This is a genomic window from Streptosporangium sp. NPDC002544 (assembly GCF_040295965.1).
GTDB lineage: Bacteria > Actinomycetota > Actinomycetes > Streptosporangiales > Streptosporangiaceae > Streptosporangium.
In genome coordinates, this window is record NZ_JBEOWJ010000019.1 from 18,281 (window position 1) to 40,622 (window position 22,342).

Here is a 22,342-nt window from a genome sequence, read left to right on the forward strand (position 1 = left end):
TGAACGCGCGAAGCTGACGCCTTGACGGAGGGAAGCGCCCTATGAAGGCGGAGGAACGCTGGCAGGCCAGGTTCCGCGCGCCGCGCGCGACGCTGCCTGTGTGGGCGGTCCAGGCTCCCAGCCGGTCCGTCTACCGCAGTAACGCCTCAGGGGCATGGGAGGTCTACACCTGGGACCGCGCAGGCGGCTCGACCCGCCAGGTGACCTCACGTCCCAAGGGCACCTCACACGGCGCGCTCGACCCCACCGGGCAGTGGATCTGGTGGTTCGACGACACCGACGGCGACGAGTGGGGCCGGTGGATGCGCCAGCCCTTCTACGGCGGCCCCGACGAGCCGATCGACCTCGACCCCGGTTTCCCCTGCGGCCTCGGGCTCTCGGCGACCGGTGAGGCGGTCATCGGCATGGCCAGGCCCGGCCGCGGCTTCACCGTCCACCTCGTCAGGCCGGGTGAGCCCGCTCGGACGATCTACGAGCACGCCGAGGCCGCCGCCGTCGCCGCCGTCTCCCTGGACGGCTCGCTGATCGCGATCAGCCACAGCGAGCACGGCGACGCCCGGCACCCCGCGCTGCGCGTGCTCCGGCGCCACGGTCAGGTCGTCGGCGACCTGTACGACGGTCCCGGCAAGACGGTCTCCGGCCTGCGCTTCGCGCCGCTGTCCGGAGATCGCAGGCTGCTCACCCTGCACGAGCGCAGGGGCCGCCGCGAACCCCTCGTCTGGGATCCCGAGACCGGCGACCAGCGGGAGATCTGGCTGCGCGACCCGGGGGAGATCACCGCCGACTGGTACGGCGACGGCCGTTCGCTGCTCGTCGTGCGAGGTCACCGCGGCCGCACCCACCTGAGCCGCTACGACCTTCCCGGCGGCGGCTTCTTCCCGATCGAGACCCAGCACGGCGTGATCGACGCCGCCGCGCCCCGCCCCGACGGCTCCGTCGAGTACGCCTGGTCCAGCGGGGCGCACCCGCCGCTGATCCGGTCGACCAACGGCCACATGGTGATGAGCCACGGCGGCCCCACCTCACCACCGTCGGTCCCGGTCGAGGACGTGGACGTGGAGGGGCCCGGCGGCCGGATCCACGCCCTGGTCTCGCGCCCCGAGCGCGGCTCCGGCCCCTTCCCCACCGTCTTCCTGCTGCACGGCGGCCCCACCTCGCAGGACGACGACTCCTTCGTGCCGCAGGTGGCCGCCTGGGTGGACCTGGGCTTCGCGGTCGTAAGGGTCAACTATCGGGGCTCCACCGGGTACGGCTCGAACTGGCGGAACGCCCTCAGCGGCGACGTCGGGCACATCGAGCTGGCCGACGTGACCGCCGTCAGGGACGCCCTGGTCGACCGCGGCGTCTGCGACCCCGACCGGCTGGTGCTGTCCGGCGCCTCCTGGGGTGGCTACCTCACGCTGCTCGGTCTGGGCACCCAGCCCAAGATGTGGGCGGCGGGCATCGCCACGGTGCCGATCGCCGACCACGCGGCCGCCTACGCGGAGGAGGCGGAGGCGCTGCGCTCCTACCACCGCGCGCTGCTCGGCGGCTCACCGGAGGAACAGCCCGAGCGGTACGCGGGCAGCTCTCCGATCACCTACGTCGACCAGGTCGAGGCACCGCTGCTGATCCTCGCCGGAGAGAACGATCCGCGCTGCCCGATCGGGCAGATCGAGGCGTACGTGGCCAGGCTCGCCGGGCGCGGCCACGAGCACGAGGTCTACCGCTACGACGCGGGCCACGGCTCACTGGTCGTCTCCGAGCGCATCGCGCAGATGTCGGCGCAGCTGGACTTCGCCCGCAGACACGTGAAGACCGATATCTAGCCCCTGCCCGGCGCGAGGCGCAGGAGGGAGCCACGGCGGGCAGAGGATCTGCCCGTGGAACGCGGCCGGCCCCGTCAGCGTGCTCGCAGGACCACGATCGCCATGTCGTCGGCGCTCGGCTCGGGGGCGAAGTCCTGGACGGCGCGGCGGATCCGCTCGGCGACCGCCCGCGCCGACAGGCCCACGCACTCGGCGAGCAGCTTGGCCAGACCCGCGTCGTCGTCGAGCAGCCGCCCGTCCCTGCGGCGCTCGGTGACCCCGTCGGTCACCGCGAGGAGCACGTCACCGGGGTCGAGGTGGACGACCTCCGCCTTGAAGGTCGCCTCGGGGAAGACGCCGAGCAGCGACTGGGAGGTCACCACCGTCTCCACGACGCCGCTGGGTCGCAACCGCAGCGCCTCCGGGTGGCCGGCGGAGACCATCGACACGTTCAGACCGCTCGGCCCGGGCGTGATCTCCCCGTGCAGCAGCGTCAGGAACCGGGCGCGGTCGCCCTCCTCGAGGATGGCCTGGTTGAGGCGGTCGAGGACGGCGGCCACACCGTACCCCTCCCGGGCGAGCAGGCGCAGGGTGTGGCGGGCCAGACCGGTGACCGCGGCGGCCTCGGGGCCGGTCCCGCAGACGTCGCCCACCGCGAACCGCCAGGATTTGTCGCCGACCGCGAACAGGTCGTAGAAGTCGCCGCCGACCTCGTTGGTCTCCCCCGCCGGCTCGTAGACCACCGCGGGGTCGAGGCCGGGGATCTCGCCGGGCTCGTCAGGAGGGAGCAGGCTGCGCTGGAGCGCCCGGTTGGCCGCCGCCTGAGTGGCGTACAGCAGGGCGTTGTCCAGGGCGAGGGCGGCGCGGCGGCCGATGTCCTCGGCGTACTGGAGCACGTCCTCGGTGAACCGGTCGGGACGTCCAAGGCACATCGCGCCCAGCGTGCGCCCGCGCGCGAGAAGCGGGATGACCAGCACCTGCGAGTCGGCGAGCTGCATGGAACCACCGGCCTGCGGAATCTGGGCGGTGGCGAGTTCCTCCCGGAGCTCGTCGATGCGCCGCTCATCGGTGTGCCAGAGGTAAGCTGGGCGCTGCGGGCCGCCGCCATTGCTCCACGTGTAGACGGCACACCAGGTGGCCAGCCTCGGCACCACGATCTGCGAGATGATCGCGGGCACCATGTCAGGATCGAGGGTGCCCGCCAGCAGATCGCTGGCGTCGGCGAGAAAACCCATCCAGATCGGCCCGCGGCTGGGCTCCTCGGCGGTCCACTCCGAGGACGGCCGCCCGGAGGAACCGGGCAGCCGGAGCCTGGCCCAGTGCGTGCGCTGCTGACCGGCGAAGGTGACACCCCACTCCTCCACCGGTACGGACGGGGCGCAGGGGCTCGGCTCGGGGGCCCATTGCTGGCGCACCTCGATCTGCAGCCCGTCGCCCAGGTGGTTCCAGACGACCTCGAAGGGGGCGTCTCCCACCTGCGAGGAAAGCTCGGCCGCCAGCCGCTCGGCGGCCGCCAGCACGGACACGGCGGCCCAGGCGGTCATCACCTCCACGGTGAACCGCCTGACGGCGGGGACAGCTGTGTGTCCCGGGGTGAAGGTCGCTGCCAAGACGGCGCGAGGAGCACTGGTCACTATTCCGTGACTACCACACTTCCCGTTGACATGGGGTCAATCGAAGGTGGGACTACACATTGCGCACCGTGACAGACTGGGGTGACTCACGGCTGCGCCCCCGGGAGTCAAGGAGGTCATATGACCACGGTCAACACCGTGCCCGGCGTCGAGGAGCGACGTTACAGCGAATCGGATCTACGACCGATCCTGCAGACACTCATCACCTGGCGCGACGGCGATTTCCGCCGCCGGGTGCCACACGCCCCGCCGGGAATCCTCAGCGAGATCCGGCTGCTGCTCAACGAGGTGGCCGACCGCCGCGAGCATCTGGCCAACGAGCTGCACAGGGTCCGCCGTGAGGTGGTGAAGGAAGGCCGCTTCGCCGAGCGTCTCACCCCCGGTCCCGGAGTGGGCTCGTGGGCCGAGAGCGTCGATTCGGTCAACTCGCTGATCGACGCGCTCGTCGGCCCGGTCAGCGGAGCGGCGGACGTGATCGACGCGGTGGCCAAGGGCGATCTGTCCCGCCGGATCGACCTTGACCGCGCTGCCAGAGGTGAGGTGCGCCGCCTCGGCAAGGCGATCAACGGCATGGTCGACCAGCTGTCGCTGTTCACCTCCGAGGTGACGCGGGTCGCCCGCGAGGTCGGCACCGAGGGCCAGCTCGGCGGCCAGGCGCAGGTGCGCGGTATGGCGGGAAGCTGGCGCGACCTCACCGAAGCCGTCAACACCATGTCCAGCCGCGTCTCGGCGCAGGTCCGCGACATCGCGGCGGTGACCACCGGAGTCGCCCGGGGCGACCTGAGCCGCAAGGTCACCGTCGACGCGGTCGGCGAGATGTTCGAGCTGAAGAACACGGTCAACACCATGGTCGACCAGCTGCTGGCATTCGCCGAGGAGGTCACCCGCGTCGCCCGCGAGGTCGGCACCGAGGGCCAGCTCGGCGGCCAGGCGCAGGTGCGCGGCGTCTCCGGCGTCTGGAAGGACCTCACCGACAACGTCAACGTGATGGCGGGCAACCTGACCACCCAGGTCCGCGCGATCGCCGCGGTGTCCACGGCGGTGGCCCAGGGCGACCTGTCCAAGAAGATCACCGCCGACGCCCAGGGGGAGATCCTCCAGCTCAAGGACACCCTCAACACCATGGTCGACCAGCTGTCGATGTTCGCCGACGAGGTCACCCGCGTCGCCCGCGAGGTCGGCACCGAGGGCCAGCTCGGCGGCCAGGCCCGGGTCCGCGGCGTCTCCGGCGTCTGGAAGGACCTCACCGACAACGTCAACTCCATGGCCAACAACCTGACCTACCAGGTCCGCAACATCGCCGAGGTCACCACCGCCGTCGCCAACGGCGACCTGACCCGCAAGATCGACGTGAACGCCCAGGGCGAGATCCTCGCCCTGAAGACCACCATCAACACCATGGTCGACCAGCTCTCCTCCTTCGCCTCCGAGGTGAGCCGGGTCGCCCGCGAGGTCGGCTCCGAGGGCCAGCTCGGCGGCCAGGCGCAGGTGCCCGGCGTCTCCGGCACCTGGAAGGACCTCACCGACAACGTCAACGTGATGGCCAACAACCTGACCACCCAGGTGCGTCAGATCGCCGCGGTATCCACGGCGGTGGCCCAGGGCAACCTGTCCAAGAAGATCACCGCCGACGCCCAGGGGGAGATCCTCCAGCTCAAGGACACCCTCAACACCATGGTCGACCAGCTGTCGATGTTCGCCGACGAGGTCACCCGCGTCGCCCGCGAGGTCGGCACCGAGGGCCAGCTCGGCGGCCAGGCCCGGGTCCGCGGCGTCTCCGGCGTCTGGAAGGACCTCACCGACAACGTCAACTCCATGGCCAACAACCTGACCTACCAGGTCCGCAACATCGCCGAGGTCACCACCGCCGTCGCGTCCGGCAACCTGACCCGCAAGATCGACGTGAACGCCCAGGGCGAGATCCTCGCCCTGAAGACCACCATCAACACCATGGTCGACCAGCTCTCCTCCTTCGCCTCCGAGGTCACCCGGGTCGCCCGCGAGGTCGGCTCCGAGGGCCAGCTCGGCGGCCAGGCCCGGGTCGAGGGCGCCGAGGGCATCTGGAAGCGCCTCACCGAGAACGTCAACGAGCTCGCCGCGCGCCTCACCACCCAGGTGCGTGCCATCGCCGAGGTCACCACCGCCGTCGCCACCGGTGACCTGACCCGCTCCATCACCGTCGACGCCGAGGGCGAGATCGGCGAGCTGAAGGACAACATCAACATGATGGTGGCGGTGCTGCGCGACACCACCACCGCCAACCAGGAACAGGACTGGCTGAAGTCCAACCTGGCGAGGATCTCCCGCCTCATGCAGGGCCATCGCGACCTGATGGAGGTCGCCAAGCTCATCATGAGCGAGCTGACCCCGCTGGTGTCGGCCCACTACGGCGCCTTCTACCTCGCCGACCCCACCGGCGACCACGACCTGCACCTCATCGCCGGATACGGCGTACGCTCCGGCAACGGCCCCCGGCAGCGGTTCGCCACCGGCGAGGGCATCGTGGGCCAGGCCGCGCTGGAGGGCAGGGGGATCATCCTCGGCAACGTGCCCGCCCGCTACCTGACCGTCGACAGCGGTCTCAGCACCTCCACACCCGCGCAGATCGTCGTGCTGCCGGTCCTGTTCGAGACCCAGGTACTCGGTGTGCTGGAGCTGGCCTCGTTCAGCGAGTTCAGCGAGATCCACCACGACTTCCTGAACCAGCTCGTCGAGACCATCGGTGTCACGATGAACACGATCATCGCCAACTCCCGTACCGAGGACCTGCTGACCGAGTCGCAGCGTCTCACCACCGAGCTGCGGGAGCGTTCCGACGAGCTCCAGCGCCAGCAGGAGGAACTGCGCCGCTCCAACGCCGAACTGGAGGACAAGGCGGCGCTGCTGGCCAAGCAGAACCGGGCCATCGAGATCCAGAACTTCCAGATCGAGCAGGCCCGGCGCACGCTGGAGGAGCGCGCCGAGCAGCTCGCGGTCTCCTCGCGCTACAAGTCCGAGTTCCTCGCCAACATGTCCCACGAGCTGCGCACCCCGCTGAACAGCCTCCTCGTGCTGGCCAAGCTGCTCACCGAGAACGCCGACGGCAACCTCACCGCCCAGCAGGTGGAGTTCGCCAGGACGATCCACGGCGCCGGGTCGGCCCTGCTCCAACTGATCAACGACATCCTCGACCTGTCGAAGGTCGAGGCGGGGCGGATGGACATCCATCCCCAGCAGATCTCCCTGCCCAAGCTCGTCGACTACTTCGAGGCCACCTTCGCCCCGCTGGCCCAGGACAAGGGCCTGTCGTTCACCGTCGAGGTCGACCCGTCGATACCGCAGGAGCTCCGCACCGACGAGCAGCGCCTCCAGCAGGTGCTGCGCAACCTGCTCTCCAACGCGATCAAGTTCACCCCCAAGGGTGAGGTACGACTGCGCGTGATCCACGCCGGTCGCTCCGTCGCCTTCGTGGACGACACCCTGCGCGGCGCCGACGGCATACTGGCCTTCGAGGTGGTCGACACCGGCATCGGGATCGCCTCGGACAAGCTGGAGGTCATCTTCGAGGCGTTCCGCCAGGCCGACGGCACCACCAGCCGGAAGTACGGCGGGACGGGCCTGGGCCTGTCCATCTGCCGCGAGATCGCCCGCCTGCTCGGCGGCGAGATCCACGTGATCAGCAAGGTCGGCGAGGGCAGCACCTTCACCCTCTACCTGCCACCGTCCTACGGCGGTCCGTTGGCCTCACGGGACGGCGGGGCGAGCGCCCCCACCTCCTCCCCCCGCAACCCGGCGCTCATCGGCGTGCTCGAAGGCTCCGACGACCTGCCGGAGCTGGTGCGGGGTGACGACATGCCCCTGCCGCACTTCCCCCCGCAGGGCGAGGGCAAGCCGTGGAAGGGCGACGACCCGCTGACCGGGGCGAAGATCCTGATCGTGGACGACGACATCCGCAATGTGTTCGCACTGACCAGCGTGCTCGAACGCTACGGTTCCACGGTGATCTACGCGGAGAACGGCCGCGAGGGCATCGAGCAGTTGGAACGTAACGAGGACGTCGCCCTCGTTCTGATGGACATCATGATGCCGGAGATGGACGGCTGGGCCACCACCTCCGCGATCCGCCGGATGCCCCAGTTCGCGGACCTGCCGATCATCGCGCTGACCGCTAAGGTCATGCGAGGCGACCGGGAGAAGAGCATCGCATCCGGCGCCTCCGACTACGTGCCCAAGCCCGTAGACGTCGACCGCCTGCTGGAACGGCTACGCGGCTGGCTGACCAGGGGCAAGCCGGCCGGTGACTCCGACGAAGGCGTGTGATCGATGCCGGATAGAGCCAAGATCCTCCTGGTGGACGACCGGGAGGAGAATCTGATCGCGCTGGAGGCCATTCTCAGCTCGCTCGATCTGATACCGGTCCGGGCGAAGTCCGGGGAGGAGGCGCTGAAGGCCCTGCTCGGCACGGAGTTCGCGCTGATCCTGCTCGATGTCCGCATGCCGGGCATGGACGGGTTCGAGACGGCGGCCCACATCAAGCGCCGCGAGCGCACCCGCAACATCCCGATCATCTTCCTCACCGTGGTCGACAGCGCGCCCGACTACGCCTTCCGCAGCTACGCGGCGGGCGCCGTCGACTACCTCACCAAGCCTTTCGATCCGTGGGTGCTCCGGGCCAAGGTCGCGGTGTTCGTGGAGCTCTACAACATGAACCGCAGGCTGGCCGAGCAGGCCGCCATGCTCCGCGAACGCCTCTCCGCCGAGCTGCCGCCCGGCGAGGCGGACGAGCAGGCGACCGTGCTGCCCGAGCTGTCCAAGCGCCTGGCCGCGGTCGAGAACGAGCTCGCCCGGGTCACCGAGCTGGCACGCAAGAACGGCGCCCCCAGCCTCGTCGGCCCGATATCCGACCTGACCAACCGCCTCAACCACCTGCGCGCCGGCTTCGACGCCCTCACCTGACCGGGGTTCCCGGTCCGCCCGCGGGCGGCACCCTCACGGACGTCACCCCCGGGCACCCCCGCCCGGGGCGGCCCGCCGGCCACCGCGTCTCACCGTGTCCCCGCGGCGCGCGCCGCCCGCCGGCCGCCACGGAGGAAGAACACCATGAAGGATCCGGCCAGGCATCCGGCGGCACCGGCGGCGAAGAGCCACGCGCCCGAATACTGGGAGTCGTACTCATCCAGGCCGCCTTCGGCGAACCCCGTGTACCGGTCAGCTTCCCGGGTCAGTTCGTCGTGCCGCCCGGGGTCGGTTTCCTTGACGGCCCCCGCCTCGCTGAGCAGCCCGGCCGCCTTCTGAAGGTGCCCATCGATCCGTTCCTGCGTGGCGCTCGCCCGCAGGAACACGAACCCGCTCAACCCCGCCAGGAGCAGGGCCACGACCAGCAAACCCGCCCCGAACCATGACTTCCACTCCATCGTTTTCACGAGAGGGGACGGTAGTCCGGGGTCCAGGCCGATCGCACCCGCCGTCAGGGGGACCTGGTGTCCCCCTCCCGGTTGACCCGCGACCAGTGGCGTTCAGCGGCGGGCGCGCTCCAGGGCGTCCCAGAAGCCGCGGCGCAGGGCGTGGCGGACCTCGTCGTGCAGAAGGAAGTCGATCGGCAGCGAGGAGCCCTGGAGCAGCCGTGCCTCCAGATCCGAGGGCATCCGGGGCTTACGGGCGAGAACCGCCTCCAGCCACAGGGCCGGGGCGTCCTTGGCGACGGACTCGCCGAAGTCGTGGCCTTCCTTGTGCGCGGCCTTCACCGCGTCGGAGAGGGTCGTCGCGGCACCGTTCCCGGTGCTCTGCACCGGCACGGGGGCCGACTGAGGACCGGTGTAGGCGCCCATCTGCGACGCCTGGTAGCTCGGCATGCCGCCGGTGTTGCCCAGCGAGTACTGCGGGGCGGGCTGCAGCGGGCCGGTCGAACCGTTGACGGCCGCGTGCGACGGCGTGGGGGCGGGCGAAAGCGGCGGCGTCTGGGGTGGCGGGGCGGCCGGAGCGGCCGGTGTGACCGGGGTCGCCGGCGACTCCTGGGTGTAGCTCGGATAGGCGGAGGGCAGCGCGTGCTGGGCATGGGCCGCACGGGGTGTCTGGACCGCGGGGACCGGGCTGGTGACGGGGCTGGTGACCGGGCCGGCCACCGGGGAGCCGTTGCTGCCGCGAGTCGCGACGGAGTGGCCGTTGGTACCGTGCTGGTGGCCGTTGACCGCCAGGGGAGGCGCCTCGTCGCCGATCAGGCTGACGTGCGGCCGCAACTGGCCGGCGCCTATCTCGATCAGGTCGTCGCACTCCTGGCGGAGCGTGCGGGAGACGGCCCAGCTGCCGTCGGCGCTGATGTGCACCACGGTGACTCGGATACCGAGATCCTGGGCGTCGCAGACGACCTGCGCCAGGTCCTCGTCACCGCTGACCACGACCGCGTCGCAGACCGCGCCGTTGCGGGCCAGCGTCATCAGGTCACGGTGAACCTGGGCGTCGACGCCCTCGCGGCGGCCGGGGCGGATGCGCGACAGGCGGAGCTTGAGGCCGGGGATGTCGGCCAGCGTGTCGTGCTCGGGAGTACGCCGGCCCTCCACCGTCGCCTCGTACCAGTAACAGCGGAGCAGCGGCAGGCCGGTGCGCTCTCTCGACAACTTGTTGAGCAGTTGGAGCAGCCCCGGGTAATCCCAGGAGACCGCCTCGCGGTGGCGGGTTCCGTGCACCGCCATCGCGCCGTCGGACAGCAGGTAACCGGCGTCCACGAACAGCGCGCAACGATCCACCTGACACCGCCCTTCCTACGTGGCCCGATCCTCTGGCTCAGACAAGCCCGAAAGAGCCCAGACAGACGGCCCTTCCTCAGGGTAATCAAGCGGCTGACCATCCGAGGGTGAATCCCGACGATTCCACCCGCGCTCGACCATACGCCGGACCGTTTACGCAGACCGTACCAGTTTGTCCCGTTCGTCAACCCCCTCTGCGGGGTGCTATACGCCATCCGTCTTCGAGGTCCCGCACCGCGCCCGTCGTACCGGAGGCCCGGCCTTCTCGAACGCGCCTCACGGAGCGGTCCGCACGCTCACCGCCGCCACGCCGAAAAGCAGGACGTCCTGGTGCGTGCTGAGCTCCAGCACCGGGGCGCGGCCGAGGCGTGCCCGGAAGCGGTCCACGTCCGTGCCGAAGGTCGCGCGGGCGCCCCTCGCCCCGGTGGCGGATCCGTCGAAGGGATTGCGCGGGTCCCGCTCCCCTCCGGCGGGCCGGAGGGTCCGGCCACCGAGCCTCACCCGATCACCCGCGACGCCCGCGTCACCCTCCCAGGTCACCAGGGCCACCTTCGCGGGCGCGTCGGCGGGCGTCAGACCTCCGAGCAGTATCCGCATCGAGCGATGCCCCCGCTCCAGCACCGTCGCGGTGTCGAGCACGACGGTCTGGCTGTACGGCCTGCGCGGGTCGGCCACGATGATCACCAGGCTCCACCCGGCATGGCGCGAGACGCCCGGCCTTATCGAGGCGTCGGCCACCCAGTACGTCCCGCGTGCCCTGCCCAGCAGCCGCGTCACATCGGCGAACGCCTGGTAGCCCCGCCCCACGGGCAGCTCTCGCTCCACCACCCGCGCGGCCCTGACCTGCCGGTACTCCGTCTCCCCCGGCACCTTGAGCTTGATCCGCCCGCTGGGGGGCGCGCTCGCCGACCAGTAGAGTCCCGCCCAGACCACCTTGCCGGCCGCCGGCAGCACGAGCCGGGCGGCGCTCGACGAGCTCGTCGACGGATCCCCGTCACGATCGAGGGGACGCATCTCCCAGCTGTTGTTGTCGCGCCGGTTGCCCTGCCCCGCGCGGGCTGCCTCGCACCCGGGCTCCGAGGGCGCGCAGCTCAGCAGGGTGTTGCCGATCGCGGAGACGGCCACCCGGCCGTCGGTGGCGAACCGTGCCGGAGCGCCCTCCGCCCGTACGCCGCTGCGCGACCTGGCGGCCACCCGCGTCCCCGCCGTGGAGACCGTGACCGAGGGCGCCGCCCCGTAGGGCGCGTCGTCCGACACCAGGACTCTCAGGAAGACCGCCGTGGCCCGGCCCGCCGGCAGCGGACCGCGGACGCACCGGGCACCTCGCCGCCACGCCCGGCAGGACCAGCCGTCGACCGTGCCGACCGGCGCGACGGCACCGACGGAGTGTCCCCCGCGCGATCCGGACGGCAGCGTCACGCCTCGCGGCAGCCCGACGTAGGCGACGACCTCCTCACTCTGCCCACGCCCCGCGTTGCGCAGCCGCACCGCCACGATGCCGGCCTCGGACCTGATCAGGGCACCGAGCGCGTCGATCCTGGCCACCAGGCGGGGCGCGAGCCAGGAACCCGTCCGGCCGTCCTGCCCCGTTCCCGTCGGCCCCGGCCCGGTCTCGGCCGGCTCGCCGGCGCCGGCCCCGCCGCTCTCACCTCCGGACGCCTTCGGCTGCCCGGAGAGTGTCGGTACGACGCCGGGGAGCGCCGGAGCCATGACGATCGGCTCGGAGGCCGCGTTCGGCGGGGGCGCGGGCTCCGAGCCCGACACCAGCACGAGTGCGGCCACCATCGCGACCGCGGTGGTGACCGCACCGGCCGTGACGGCGCGCCGCACGGATCGGGGAGCCTGCCGCCAGCGGCCGGGCAGTCCGCCCCCCGTCGTGACGCCCATCCTGCCGAGCGCCACCAGGTAGGCGGGGAACACGGGACCGACGATGAGCGGGCCGATGACGGAGCGGATGCTCTGGCCGATGCCGGTCAGCTCCGTGAGCACCGCGCGGCAGCCCGAGCAGCCCTCCAGATGCTCGTCCACGATCCTGCTCTGTTCCCTGGTCAGGCCGCCACGGATGTGGTGGCCCAGCCTGGCCAGTGCGGGCCGGCATTCGGGCGCGGTCGTCTCGGCCAGGTGGATGCGCAGGCACGCCTGGCGCATCCCCTCCCGCGCCCGGTAGGCGAGCGCGGCCGCGCCGTTCACCGTCAGGCCGAGCAGGAGTCCGGTGTCGTCGGGCCTGGCCCTCTCGACCTCGGCGTGCCACAGGACGAGCTGCCACCTCTCCGGCATGGACGAAAAGGCCCTGGCCACCGGCGAGCCCTCCAGATCCGCCGCGTCGGAGGTGTCGCCGACGGTACGGCGGAGGGCGGTGAGCAGGTGGACGCGGAACGCCTGCTCCGGGCCGTCTCCCTGGTCGATCACCTGGTGGACCGCCGCGAACGTCTCCTCGACGACGCCCTCGACCCCGCTCTCGACGGGGAGGAGCAGGCGGGCCAGCGCGTACGCCGCGGGAGCGTGCCGCTGGTGGAGCACCCGGTAGGCGGCCACGTCGCCGTTCCTGGCGGCAGCCAGCAGTTCAGCGTCGCCTTGAGATGTTTTCACCAGAACCTCCCGGGGATGCCCCTGCCTTCAGGACTCCGTTGCTTGATTGCCGCCGGTCGACGTCTGGCGTCGTTATCCGGTGCCGGGCACGGAGATCGAGAACGAATTGGGCAACGGAGTCCTTCAGGCCGGGGAGGGGTCGGGAGCGGGAGGGCCGCCAGGGCCCGAGCGTGCCCTGACCGGTCGGTCATGTCGATCGGCTTCTTTCCGGGTCGTGTAGCCGTAGCCGTCCGCGTGTTGAAGATGACGGACATGCCGGTGGTTGATCCCGGCGACGCAGCCGTGCCGGGTGGTGATGTCGAACGAGCCAGAGGAGCGGACCAGGACTCGCCCGGCGTGAACCCCGGCCTTCTTGCCTGCCGGGACGTTCGCCCGGACCAGGTCGCCGGTTTGGAAGCCGTGGTGCAGTTTGCTCCGTGGCCGGACAAGGCGGGGGAATCCGTATCGGTCGGGGATGGTGCGGGCGTAGGTGCCGCGCCCGGTCGCCGTGACCACCAGGTCGGTGGTCGAGCTGGATCGCATACCGTCCGGCCCGGCTCCCGCTGTGGCCGGTGAACACCGCCAGGCCGGTGTGCCTGGAGCCGGGGTCGATCCCGACCTGCACGCCTGCCACGCTGGAATCGGCAGCCGACCGGTCCTTGAGGCGGATGACGAACGGTGTGTGGCGGTGAACCACCGCCCGCCCGGCCGCCGGCAGGCGACGGCCGCGGGCGTCCAGGACGAACACGACGGGGTGAACCTCACGGTTGGCTCCCTCGGACACCGAAGCGCCCTCGGGGTGACGCCGAGCAGAACGGGTGCCGGTCCGCTCGATCTCCCCTCGCCCAGGTCGAACACCAGATACCGCCTGACGGCGGTGTCCGTGAGCCGTTTCGTGCCCACCCTCGGGCGTGTCTGCTCCCACGGATTCCAGAGCGGCAGGCTGAGGAAGCACCTGCCGGTGGGTCTGCGATCTTATGTTCAACGTGGCCATCACAACGCACCTCCCTGAGCTGACGGCCAGGGCTGGTCAACGCGGGGCTTCAAAGCGCGTTACCGCACCTCAAGCCCCCTCCTTCGGGAGGGGGTTGCCGACTGTGACCGCACCATTACCCGGAGTTGTCTGTCGGATAATCCCGCAGTCCGCGCCGCGCGTAAACCCGGATCGCACTTTTGCCATCCGGCGGCCGGATCGGCGCCGCTCCCCGGTGACCCCGGATCGGGCGGCCTTCCGGATCGCCCTAACCTTGGTGCCATGAGCGATCGCGAGAACCTGCTGGCAGAGATCAAGGGCAAGGGCGTGGTGCACGGCAAGGTCGTGCTGTCCTCGGGCAGAGAGGCCGACTTCTACGTGGACATGCGCCGGGTGACCCTCGACGGGCAGGCGGCGCCGCTGGTGGGGCGGGTCATGCTGGACCTCACCGAAGATCTCGACTACCAGGCGGTCGGCGGGCTGACGCTGGGCGCCGACCCGGTGGCGACCGCCATGCTGCACGCGGCGGCCGCGCGGGGCAGGACGCTCGACGCGTTCGTGGTGCGCAAGGCGCAGAAGGCCCACGGCATGCAGCGCCGGATCGAGGGGCCGGATGTGGCGGGGCGGAGGGTGCTCGCGGTGGAGGACACCTCCACGACCGGCGGTTCCCCGCTGACCGCGGTGGAGGCGCTGCGCGCGGCGGGCGCCGAGGTCGTGGCGGTCGCCACGATCGTGGACCGGGGAGCCTCCCAGGCGATCGCCGACGCCGGGCTGCCGTACCGGACCGCCTACACCCTGGCCGACCTCGACTTGGACTAGAGGATCGACCGGCGCCTCGCGGGCCTTCCCCGGAAGGGCTCTGTTCCGGTCACCGGGGCAGGCCGCGGTGACCTTCGTCCGGCCGATCCTCGCCACGGCGGGGATCCATGGCGCTCTACCGGTTTCGGGAGACCGTGAACTCCTGGCGCTCCCCCGCCCCGCCGGGTGCCCGGACCGTCCCGTTCACCTGGACCCGGACCGCGGCCGAGTCGGCCAGCACGACATCGACCTTGGGGTCGAAGGACTGGAACTGCTCGCCCTTGGCCATCTCCCGGTCGAGCAGCACATCGCCCCCGGTGACCTTCAGGAAGACCGTGGGGCAGTGCTCCCGCAGGCACTCGACGAGGACCGTCGGCACCCGCTCGGCAGTGGCGGAGGCGGTCGAAGAGGCGTCCGCGGGCGACGTGGTGGTGGCCGGCGGGGCCGTCTCGGCGCCGGAGCCGAGACTGCCGATCAGCGAGAGAACCCCGACCACGATCAGGACGACGAGCGCCAGCGCCGCCAGTCCGGCGAGGACCAGGCGGGCGATACCCATGGGGTCAGACCTGTGGCGTCCCACACAGTGGAGATTAGCGGTTCGTGAGTATATTTCACGACTGACCTGGTGAATCAGCCCCGAAGCCCCGAAATCCTAGAAGATCCCCTATAACCAACCAGGTCATACTGGAGATCCCGTACCGGCGAGCGCCAGGAGTCCTCCGGAGGTTTCCCACCGGTGGGCGCCGAGACCATGCCGAGGACACATCCGTACGTCCCGAAGTGGTGGTGGAGCTATCCGGTTGGGAAGGAACCCGGAATACTGGCTCATGGGCAATGTCTTCATAGCCCCGTGCCAGCTGCCCACAGCCGTCTCCAGGAGATGACACGATGCCCATCGCGACCCCAGAGGTCTACGCCGAGATGCTCGACCGGGCCAAGGCGGGAGGTTTCGCCTACCCGGCCATCAACGTGACCTCGTCACAGACCCTCAACGCCGCACTCAGGGGTTTCGCCGAGGCGGAGAGCGACGGCATCGTCCAGGTGTCGACCGGCGGCGCCGATTTCCTCTCCGGTACCACGGTCAAGAACATGGTGAGCGGCTCGGTGGCACTGGCGGAGTACGCCCGTGTCGTCGCGGCCAACTACCCCGTGACGATCGCCCTGCACACCGACCACTGCCCCAAGGACAAGCTGGACGGTTTCGTGCGCCCGCTGCTCGACATCTCCCTTGAGCGGGTGGCCAGGGGCGAGGACCCCCTCTTCCAGTCGCACATGTGGGACGGCTCCGCCGTGCCGCTGGACGAGAACCTTGAGATCGCCAGGGAGCTCCTGGAGAAGACCGCCCGCGCGAAGATCGTCCTTGAGGTGGAGATCGGCGTCGTCGGCGGCGAGGAGGACGGCGTCGTCGGCGAGATCAACGAGAAGCTCTACACCACCCCCGAGGACGCCCTCGCGACCGCCGAGGCCCTGGGCCTGGGAGAGCGCGGCCGCTACATGCTCGCCGCGACCTTCGGCAACGTGCACGGCGTCTACAAGCCCGGCCACGTCAAGCTGCGGCCGAGCGTGCTCAAGGAGATCCAGGACGCGGTCGGCGCCAAGTACGGCAAGGAGAAGCCGTTCGACCTGGTCTTCCACGGCGGCTCGGGCTCGCTGCTCGAGGAGATCCACGAGGCCATCGCCTACGGCGTGGTGAAGATGAACATCGACACCGACACGCAGTACGCCTTCACCCGCCCGATCGTCGACCACATGTTCAGGAACTACGACGGCGTCCTCAAGGTCGACGGCGACGTCGGCAACAAGAAGGTGTACGACCCCCGCTCGTACGGCAAGGCCGCCGAGACCTCGATGGCGGCGCGGATCGTCGAGGCCGCCCAGCACCTCAAGTCGGCGGGCACCAAGCTCTCCTGATGACCCGGCGGTCAACGCAGACCGGAAATTCTCGGTAGAGACCGGGTAAAACCGGTCAATGTTCGGAGGGTCCCCGCCAGGTCACGAGATCGGCTTCCGGAAAGTCCCCGGGAGCCGATCTTGGCTTGGCGCGGGTTCACCAGATAGGACTGTCGCTATGGAATCCCACGAGAACCTTCTCGCCGGCCCGCCGCCCACCCTGCTCCCGGACCTGCCTGAAGCTCGACAGGCACTGGAATCCGGTGCCCAGCCATCCGACGTCGCCGCGCGTTTCCCCGCCTATCCGGCAGCCTGGGCAGCACTCGCGGACGAGTATTTCGCGGCGGGACACGCCGTGACGTCGTACGCCTTCGCCCGCACCGGCTACCACCGGGGCCTGGACCAGCTCCGCAGGGCGGGCTGGAAGGGGCACGGCCCGATCCCCTGGGAGCATCTGCCCAACCAGGGGTTCCTGAGGTGCCTGCACGCACTGGCCCGCGCCGCCCAGAGCATCGGGGAGAAGGAGGAGGCCGAGCGGTGCTTCCAGTTCCTCAAGGACTCCAGCGCCGAGGCGTCCAAGGAGCTGACCGGCCGCTGATCCGGCCCTGATCCGCCCCTTGATCTGCCCGTGGGATCTCTCGCCCCGAGGTGGGAGATCCCCATTTCGGACGCCGTCGGGTATTCTCACCACGCAAGAGCCCCTGTAGCGATTGCGCCAGGGGTTTTCGTTTTTGCGGTGGGAGAATCACAATGCCGGCTGTCGTTCTCGTTGGTGCCCAGTGGGGCGATGAGGGCAAGGGTAAGGCGACCGACCTACTTGGTGATCAGGTCGACTATGTCGTCAGATACCAGGGAGGCAACAACGCGGGCCACACGGTCGTCATCGGCGACCAGAAGTATGCGCTGCACCTGCTGCCGACGGGAGTGCTCTCACCGAACGTCATCCCCGTGATCGGCAACGGTGTCGTCATCGACCCGGGCGTGCTGCTGAGCGAGATCGACGGGCTTGAGGCCCGGGGGGTCTCCTCCGAGCGGCTGCTGATCTCCGCCAACGCGCACCTGATCATGCCCCACCACAAGGCCCTCGACAAGGTCACCGAGCGCTACCTCGGCAAGGCCAAGATCGGCACGACCGGGCGCGGCATCGGCCCCGCGTACGGCGACAAGATCTACCGGATGGGCGTGCGGGTCCAGGACCTGCTGGACCCGGGCATCCTGCAGAAGAAGATCGAGGTCGCGCTGGGCGAGAAGAACCAGATCCTCACCAAGATCTACAACCGTCGGGTGATCGACGCGAACAAGGTCCTGGACGAGTATCTCGGCTACGCCGAGCGCCTCAAGCCGCACATCGCCGACACCTCGCTGATCCTCAACAGGGCCCTGGACGAGGGCAAGGTCGTGCTGCTCGAAGGCGGGCAGGGCAACCTGCTCGACATCGACCACGGCACCTACCCGTTCGTCACCTCCTCCTCCCCGACGAGCGGCGGCGCCTGCTCGGGTTCCGGCATCCCGCCGACCCGGATCACCCGCGTGATCGGCATCCTGAAGGCGTACACCACCCGTGTCGGCTCGGGTCCGTTCCCGACCGAGCTCGACGACGAGATGGGCGACTGGCTGCGCACCACCGGCGGCGAGTACGGGGTGACCACCGGCCGCAACCGCCGCTGCGGCTGGTTCGACGCGGTCATCGCCCGGTACGCCACCCGTATCAACGGTGTCACCGACTACTTCCTCACCAAGCTGGACGTGCTGTCCGGCCTGGAGAGGATTCCCGTCTGCGTCGCCTACGAGGTCGACGGGGTCCGGTATGACGAGATCCCGATGACCCAGACCGACTTCCACCACGCCAAGCCGGTGTACGAGGAGTTCCCCGGCTGGCAGGAGGACATCACCAGCGCCAGGAGCTTCGAGGACCTGCCCGCCAACGCGCAGGCGTACGTGAAGGCCCTGGAGCAGATGAGCGGCTCCAGGATCTCCGCGATCGGCGTCGGTCCCGGCCGCACCGAGACGCTCCAGATCCACCCGCTGGTCTAGATCCGCTCCCGCCGATCCCCGCCGCGGCGGGGATCGGCCAGGTGTCGCCGTGCTGGGCGGAAGTACCAAGGGCCTGGTTTCGACCGATACGGCCCGCACCCGGCGTCGCCGAGGCGCGAGCCGTACTGGGGATCGGTACGCGAGATGGATAAGGTCCCTGTGTGCATGCCGAGATTCACGGTCACCGTGGGGCCCGTGGGCTCCGTCCCGAGAACACCCTGCCCGGTTTCGCCCACGCCCTGGAGCTGGGCGTCGACGCACTGGAGCTCGACGTCGCACTGACCGCCGATCGGCGGCTGGTGCTCACACACGATCTCACAGTGTCCGCTGTGACCAGCACCGACGTCCGGCCCGCCTTCCGCGACGACCCCGCCTTCCCGTACGTGGGCAGGCCCGTCGGCGAGCTCACGCTGGCGCAGCTGCGCACGCTGGAGTGCGGAGTGCGGGTGCCGCGCCACCCCGAAGACCGTTTCGCCCCGACCCAGCTGCCGGTGCCGAACACCCGGATGCCGACCCTGGGCTCCGTGCTGGGGCTGATGGACGCCTACGGAGCCGACGGGGTGCGGGTGCACGTGGAGCTCAAGTCGGACCCGACCAGGCCCGATCTGAGCGCCGAGGTCGGTGAGTTCACCGAGATGGTGGTCGCCGAGCTCGACCGGCACCGCAGGCTCGACCGGGCGGCCATCCTCAGTTTCGACTGGCGCGTCCTGCGGATCGCCCGCTCCCTGGCCCCCGCGACCGGGCGGTACGCCCTGATCGAGCGTGCCACCATGGACAGTGCCTGGCTCGACGGCCTCCATCTGGAGGATTTCGGCGGCGACGTCCCGGCCGCCGCCGCCGAGGCCGGGGGCACCACGCTCTCCCCCGAGCATGTGATGGTCGACCCCGAGCTCGCCCGGCGAGCGGAGAAGGCCGCCCTGCCGCTGGCCGTGTGGACCGTCAACGACCCCGGGCGAGCGGCCGAGCTGCTCGGTCTCGGGGCGGCCGCGATCGTCACCGACTATCCCGACCGGATGATCACCCTGTGGGCCGAGCGGGGCATGCGTGTCCCGAAGCCGGTCACCCCCGCCCGCCCGATGAGCGCCTGAGGGATCGGGTCACATCCAGCCGTTGCGGCGGAAGCCCCGGTAGAGCAGCGTGCAGGCGATGACCATCACGCCGAGCACCAGCGGGTAGCCGAAGACGGAGTCGAGCTCGGGCATGTGCTCGAAGTTCATGCCGTAGATGCCGGCGATCATCGTGGGGACGGCCATGATGGCGACCCACGAGGAGATCTTCCGCATGTCCTCGTTGGCGAGCGCGTTGGAACGGGCGAGCGCCGCCTGCAGTATGGAGTTGCAGAGCTCGTTGGACGACTCGACCTGCTCGCAGACGCGGGCCAGGTGGTCGACGACGTCACGGAAGTACTCGCGCATCTCGGAGGGGATCATCCGGCGCTGGGCCAGCGTGGACATCGGTGCCTGGAGCGGTGTGACGGACCGCTTCATCTCGATCATCTCGCGCTTGAGGTTGTAGATCCGGCCGATGTCACGGGCACTGACGTCCGCGAAGACCATCGCCTCGACGTCCTCCAGCTCGGTCTGCATCCGGTCGGCCACGGTGAGGTACTTGTCGACGACGTGGTCGGCGATCGCGTGCAGCACGCCGGTGGGGCCCCGGCTGAGCAGCTTGGGCTTGTCCTCAAGGCGCTCCCGCACCTCCGAGAGCGGGCAGTGCCGGCCGTGCCGCACGGTCACCACGAAGTCGGTGCCGACGAACACCATGATCTCTCCGGTGCCGATGATCTCGCTGGTCGCGGTCAGCACGTCGTGGTCGAGGTAGGCGACGGTCTTCAGGACCACGAACAGCGAGTCGCCGTAGCGCTCGACCTTGGGTCGCTGGTGAGCCTTGACGGCGTCCTCGACGGCGAGCGGGTGCAGGGCGAAGACCTCCGCCAGCCACTCGACCTCGGGGGCGTCGGGCTCGTGCAGGCCGACCCAGACGAAGGCGTTGTTCCCTTCGACGGACGCGTTGTGCGTGCGGACGAGCTCCAGGGCGTCGGGGATGCCCAGGGCCTCGATCTTCTTACCGTCGATGTAGGCGGCGTACTCGACGAGCGAGTCGCTCGGCGGGACGCAGACACCGCTCATCCGCGCACCGAGCGAGACGGCGGGCGCGTGCGGGGCACGGATCGTGCGGGCGTGCTTGATACGGGGAAAAAGGAGCGAGGAGCGCATGGCGAGCCTTTCCCGCCCAACCTGGCGGGATACCGCACGCGATGCGCTGTCACCACAAGTGGAGGCGACGATGCGTGCGGCGCCGGTCGGGCACCGAGATGGGGTGGTCGAGGGTGCGCACAGCAGGCGTGCGCGAGCACGTACTGCTGGGATCGCCAGAGGACATCCCGAACCACCTCCAATCAGCAAGAGACACGCAAAGCCACTCAAAACTTAACACGAATAGGGGGATGGCTCTCAGCTTACTCCCAGGTTCAAGCATCGATCATGCACAACCTGACAAAATTCACACCCTGTTTACTGGCACCTCCCGTGCGTGCTGACACGTCGCGGACCCCCAGGGTTATCCACAGGCTGTGGATAACTCTGGGGTTCGGGCACCGGCGAGATCCGGGTGTGCCGACACGGCCCGAGGGACGATCCGGGGGGACGATAAGCTCTGACAAGTGCGCGTTCTTGTGATTGGAACCGGCGGGCGTGAACACGCCCTGTGCCGGTCGCTGGCGGCGGACCCCCAGGTCACCGAGGTTCACTGTGCTCCCGGAAACGCGGGCATCGCGCAGGTCGCGACCCTGCATCCGGTGGTACCGACAGACCCGGCCGCGGTTACCGAACTGGCCGAGCGGCTCCGGGCGGAGCTGGTCGTGATCGGCCCTGAGGCCCCGCTGGTCGCCGGCGTCGCCGACGCCGTCAGGCAGGCCGGCATCCCCTGTTTCGGCCCCTCACGGCAGGCGGCCCGGATCGAGGGTTCCAAGTCCTTCGCCAAGGACGTCATGGTCGCGGCGGGCGTGCCCACCGGGCGGTCGTACACCTGCGTCACGCCGGAGGAGGTCACCGCGGCGCTCGACGAGTTCGGCACGCCGTACGTGGTCAAGGACGACGGCCTGGCCGCCGGCAAGGGCGTGGTGGTCACCGACGACCGTGAGGAGGCGCTCCGGCACGCCGCCGCCTGCGGGCGGGTGGTCATCGAGGAGTTCCTCGACGGTCCCGAGGTCTCGCTGTTCGCGCTCTGCGACGGCGCCACGGCCGTGGCACTCCAGCCCGCCCAGGACCACAAGCGCGCCTACGACGACGACCAGGGCCCCAACACCGGCGGGATGGGCGCCTACACGCCGCTGCCGTGGGCCCCGGACGACCTCGCCGACCAGGTGATGGCCGAGACCGTCATACCGACCGTGACCGAGCTGGCCAGGCGCGGCGCGCCGTACACGGGGGTGCTGTACGTGGGGCTGGCCCTCACCTCCAAGGGCCCGAAGGTGATCGAGTTCAACGCGCGGTTCGGCGACCCGGAGACCCAGGTCGTGCTGGACCGGCTCCAGACGCCCCTCGCGGGCCTGCTGCTCGCCTGCGCGAACGGGACGCTCGACCGGTTCGGGCCGCTCTCCTATCGCGACGGCGCCGCGGTGACCGTGGTGATCGCGGCGGAGAACTACCCGGCGGATCCGGTGAAGGGCGACGTGATCGAAGGGCTGTCCGACCCGGTCGAGGACGCCTACGTGCTGCACTCGGGCACCGCGCTGGACGGCGACCGGATCGTCTCGAACGGCGGCCGGGTGCTCAGCGTGGTCGGCACGGGACCCGACGTCCCCGCGGCGCGGGCGGCGGCCTACGAGGCGGTGGAGCACATCCGGCTGCGCGGCTCGCACCACCGCACCGACATCGCGGGCCGCGCCCGCTGAAAGCGGCACGGCCTATGAAAACGGCACGGTCTCTGAAAACG

The 22,342-nt window shown here is 70.2% G+C and carries 16 protein-coding genes and 1 pseudogene; 9 read left to right on the plus strand and 8 right to left on the minus strand.

What is annotated here, in order from left to right:
* Positions 1-41 precede the first annotated feature (41 nt).
* Positions 42-1,808 carry a S9 family peptidase gene (locus ABT061_RS26935; RefSeq protein ID WP_350922955.1) on the plus strand — a complete coding sequence of 589 codons (1,767 nt, stop codon included), beginning with the start codon at positions 42-44 and terminating at the stop codon, positions 1,806-1,808.
* Between the two features lie 74 nt (positions 1,809-1,882).
* Here ABT061_RS26935 and ABT061_RS26940 read toward each other — a convergent pair whose 3' ends face one another.
* Positions 1,883-3,331, minus strand: a complete 1,449-nt coding sequence (locus tag ABT061_RS26940) for a PP2C family protein-serine/threonine phosphatase (protein WP_350922957.1) — start codon at positions 3,329-3,331, stop codon at positions 1,883-1,885.
* A gap of 210 nt (positions 3,332-3,541) precedes the next feature.
* Here ABT061_RS26940 and ABT061_RS26945 point away from each other — a divergent pair, with 210 nt between their 5' ends.
* Entirely contained in the window at positions 3,542-7,720 is a 4,179-nt protein-coding gene (locus tag ABT061_RS26945; RefSeq protein WP_350922960.1) for a HAMP domain-containing protein, read from the plus strand.
* A gap of 3 nt (positions 7,721-7,723) precedes the next feature.
* Positions 7,724-8,356, plus strand: a complete 633-nt coding sequence (locus ABT061_RS26950) for a response regulator (RefSeq protein ID WP_350922962.1) — start codon at positions 7,724-7,726, stop codon at positions 8,354-8,356.
* 89 nt (positions 8,357-8,445) lie between these two features.
* Here the strand turns inward: ABT061_RS26950 and ABT061_RS26955 are convergent, their stop codons facing one another.
* The 5 genes and pseudogenes from ABT061_RS26955 to ABT061_RS26975 form a co-directional block, all read right to left on the minus strand.
* The gene (locus ABT061_RS26955) at positions 8,446-8,823 is read right to left on the minus strand and encodes a hypothetical protein (protein ID WP_350922964.1); all 378 of its coding nucleotides are present in this window, start codon (positions 8,821-8,823) and stop codon (positions 8,446-8,448) included.
* 93 nt (positions 8,824-8,916) lie between these two features.
* Positions 8,917-10,143, minus strand: coding sequence for an NYN domain-containing protein (locus tag ABT061_RS26960; protein WP_350922967.1), 1,227 nt, complete (start codon positions 10,141-10,143; stop codon positions 8,917-8,919).
* A 276-nt stretch (positions 10,144-10,419) separates the two neighbouring features.
* Positions 10,420-12,732 carry a zf-HC2 domain-containing protein gene (locus ABT061_RS26965; protein WP_350922969.1) on the minus strand — a complete coding sequence of 771 codons (2,313 nt, stop codon included), beginning with the start codon at positions 12,730-12,732 and terminating at the stop codon, positions 10,420-10,422.
* Positions 12,733-12,855: 123 nt separating this feature from the next.
* Positions 12,856-13,254 carry a hypothetical protein gene (locus tag ABT061_RS26970; protein ID WP_350923331.1) on the minus strand — a complete coding sequence of 133 codons (399 nt, stop codon included), beginning with the start codon at positions 13,252-13,254 and terminating at the stop codon, positions 12,856-12,858.
* Between the two features lie 37 nt (positions 13,255-13,291).
* Positions 13,292-13,705: pseudogene (locus ABT061_RS26975) on the minus strand (RRXRR domain-containing protein); the annotation flags it as partial.
* A 261-nt stretch (positions 13,706-13,966) separates the two neighbouring features.
* On the opposite strand from ABT061_RS26975, the gene pyrE reads away from it, so the two are divergent.
* A complete protein-coding gene (gene pyrE, locus ABT061_RS26980) occupies positions 13,967-14,503 on the plus strand; it encodes an orotate phosphoribosyltransferase (protein ID WP_350922971.1) in 537 nt (178 codons plus the stop codon).
* Positions 14,504-14,618: 115 nt separating this feature from the next.
* On the opposite strand, the gene ABT061_RS26985 is transcribed toward pyrE, so the two are convergent.
* Positions 14,619-15,038: a hypothetical protein gene (locus ABT061_RS26985; RefSeq protein ID WP_350922974.1), complete on the minus strand. Its 420-nt coding sequence runs from the start codon at positions 15,036-15,038 to the stop codon at positions 14,619-14,621.
* Positions 15,039-15,370: 332 nt separating this feature from the next.
* On the opposite strand from ABT061_RS26985, the gene fbaA reads away from it, so the two are divergent.
* From fbaA to ABT061_RS27005, 4 genes are all read left to right on the plus strand, one after another.
* Positions 15,371-16,393 carry a class II fructose-bisphosphate aldolase gene (gene fbaA / locus ABT061_RS26990; RefSeq protein ID WP_350922976.1) on the plus strand — a complete coding sequence of 341 codons (1,023 nt, stop codon included), beginning with the start codon at positions 15,371-15,373 and terminating at the stop codon, positions 16,391-16,393.
* A gap of 157 nt (positions 16,394-16,550) precedes the next feature.
* A complete protein-coding gene (locus ABT061_RS26995; RefSeq protein WP_350922978.1) occupies positions 16,551-16,970 on the plus strand; it encodes a DUF3151 domain-containing protein in 420 nt (139 codons plus the stop codon).
* Positions 16,971-17,122: 152 nt separating this feature from the next.
* On the plus strand, positions 17,123-18,406 hold the full coding sequence (locus ABT061_RS27000; protein ID WP_350922981.1) for an adenylosuccinate synthase: 1,284 nt from the start codon (positions 17,123-17,125) through the stop codon (positions 18,404-18,406).
* Between the two features lie 161 nt (positions 18,407-18,567).
* Positions 18,568-19,494 (plus strand): glycerophosphodiester phosphodiesterase family protein, encoded by a 927-nt coding sequence (locus tag ABT061_RS27005; protein WP_350922983.1) that lies wholly within the window; start codon positions 18,568-18,570, stop codon positions 19,492-19,494.
* A gap of 9 nt (positions 19,495-19,503) precedes the next feature.
* Here the strand turns inward: ABT061_RS27005 and corA are convergent, their stop codons facing one another.
* Positions 19,504-20,622 carry a magnesium/cobalt transporter CorA gene (gene corA, locus ABT061_RS27010; RefSeq protein WP_350922986.1) on the minus strand — a complete coding sequence of 373 codons (1,119 nt, stop codon included), beginning with the start codon at positions 20,620-20,622 and terminating at the stop codon, positions 19,504-19,506.
* Between the two features lie 446 nt (positions 20,623-21,068).
* Between corA and purD the strand changes: the two genes are divergently transcribed.
* Positions 21,069-22,301, plus strand: a complete 1,233-nt coding sequence (gene purD, locus ABT061_RS27015; protein WP_350922988.1) for a phosphoribosylamine--glycine ligase — start codon at positions 21,069-21,071, stop codon at positions 22,299-22,301.
* Positions 22,302-22,342: the final 41 nt, after the last annotated feature.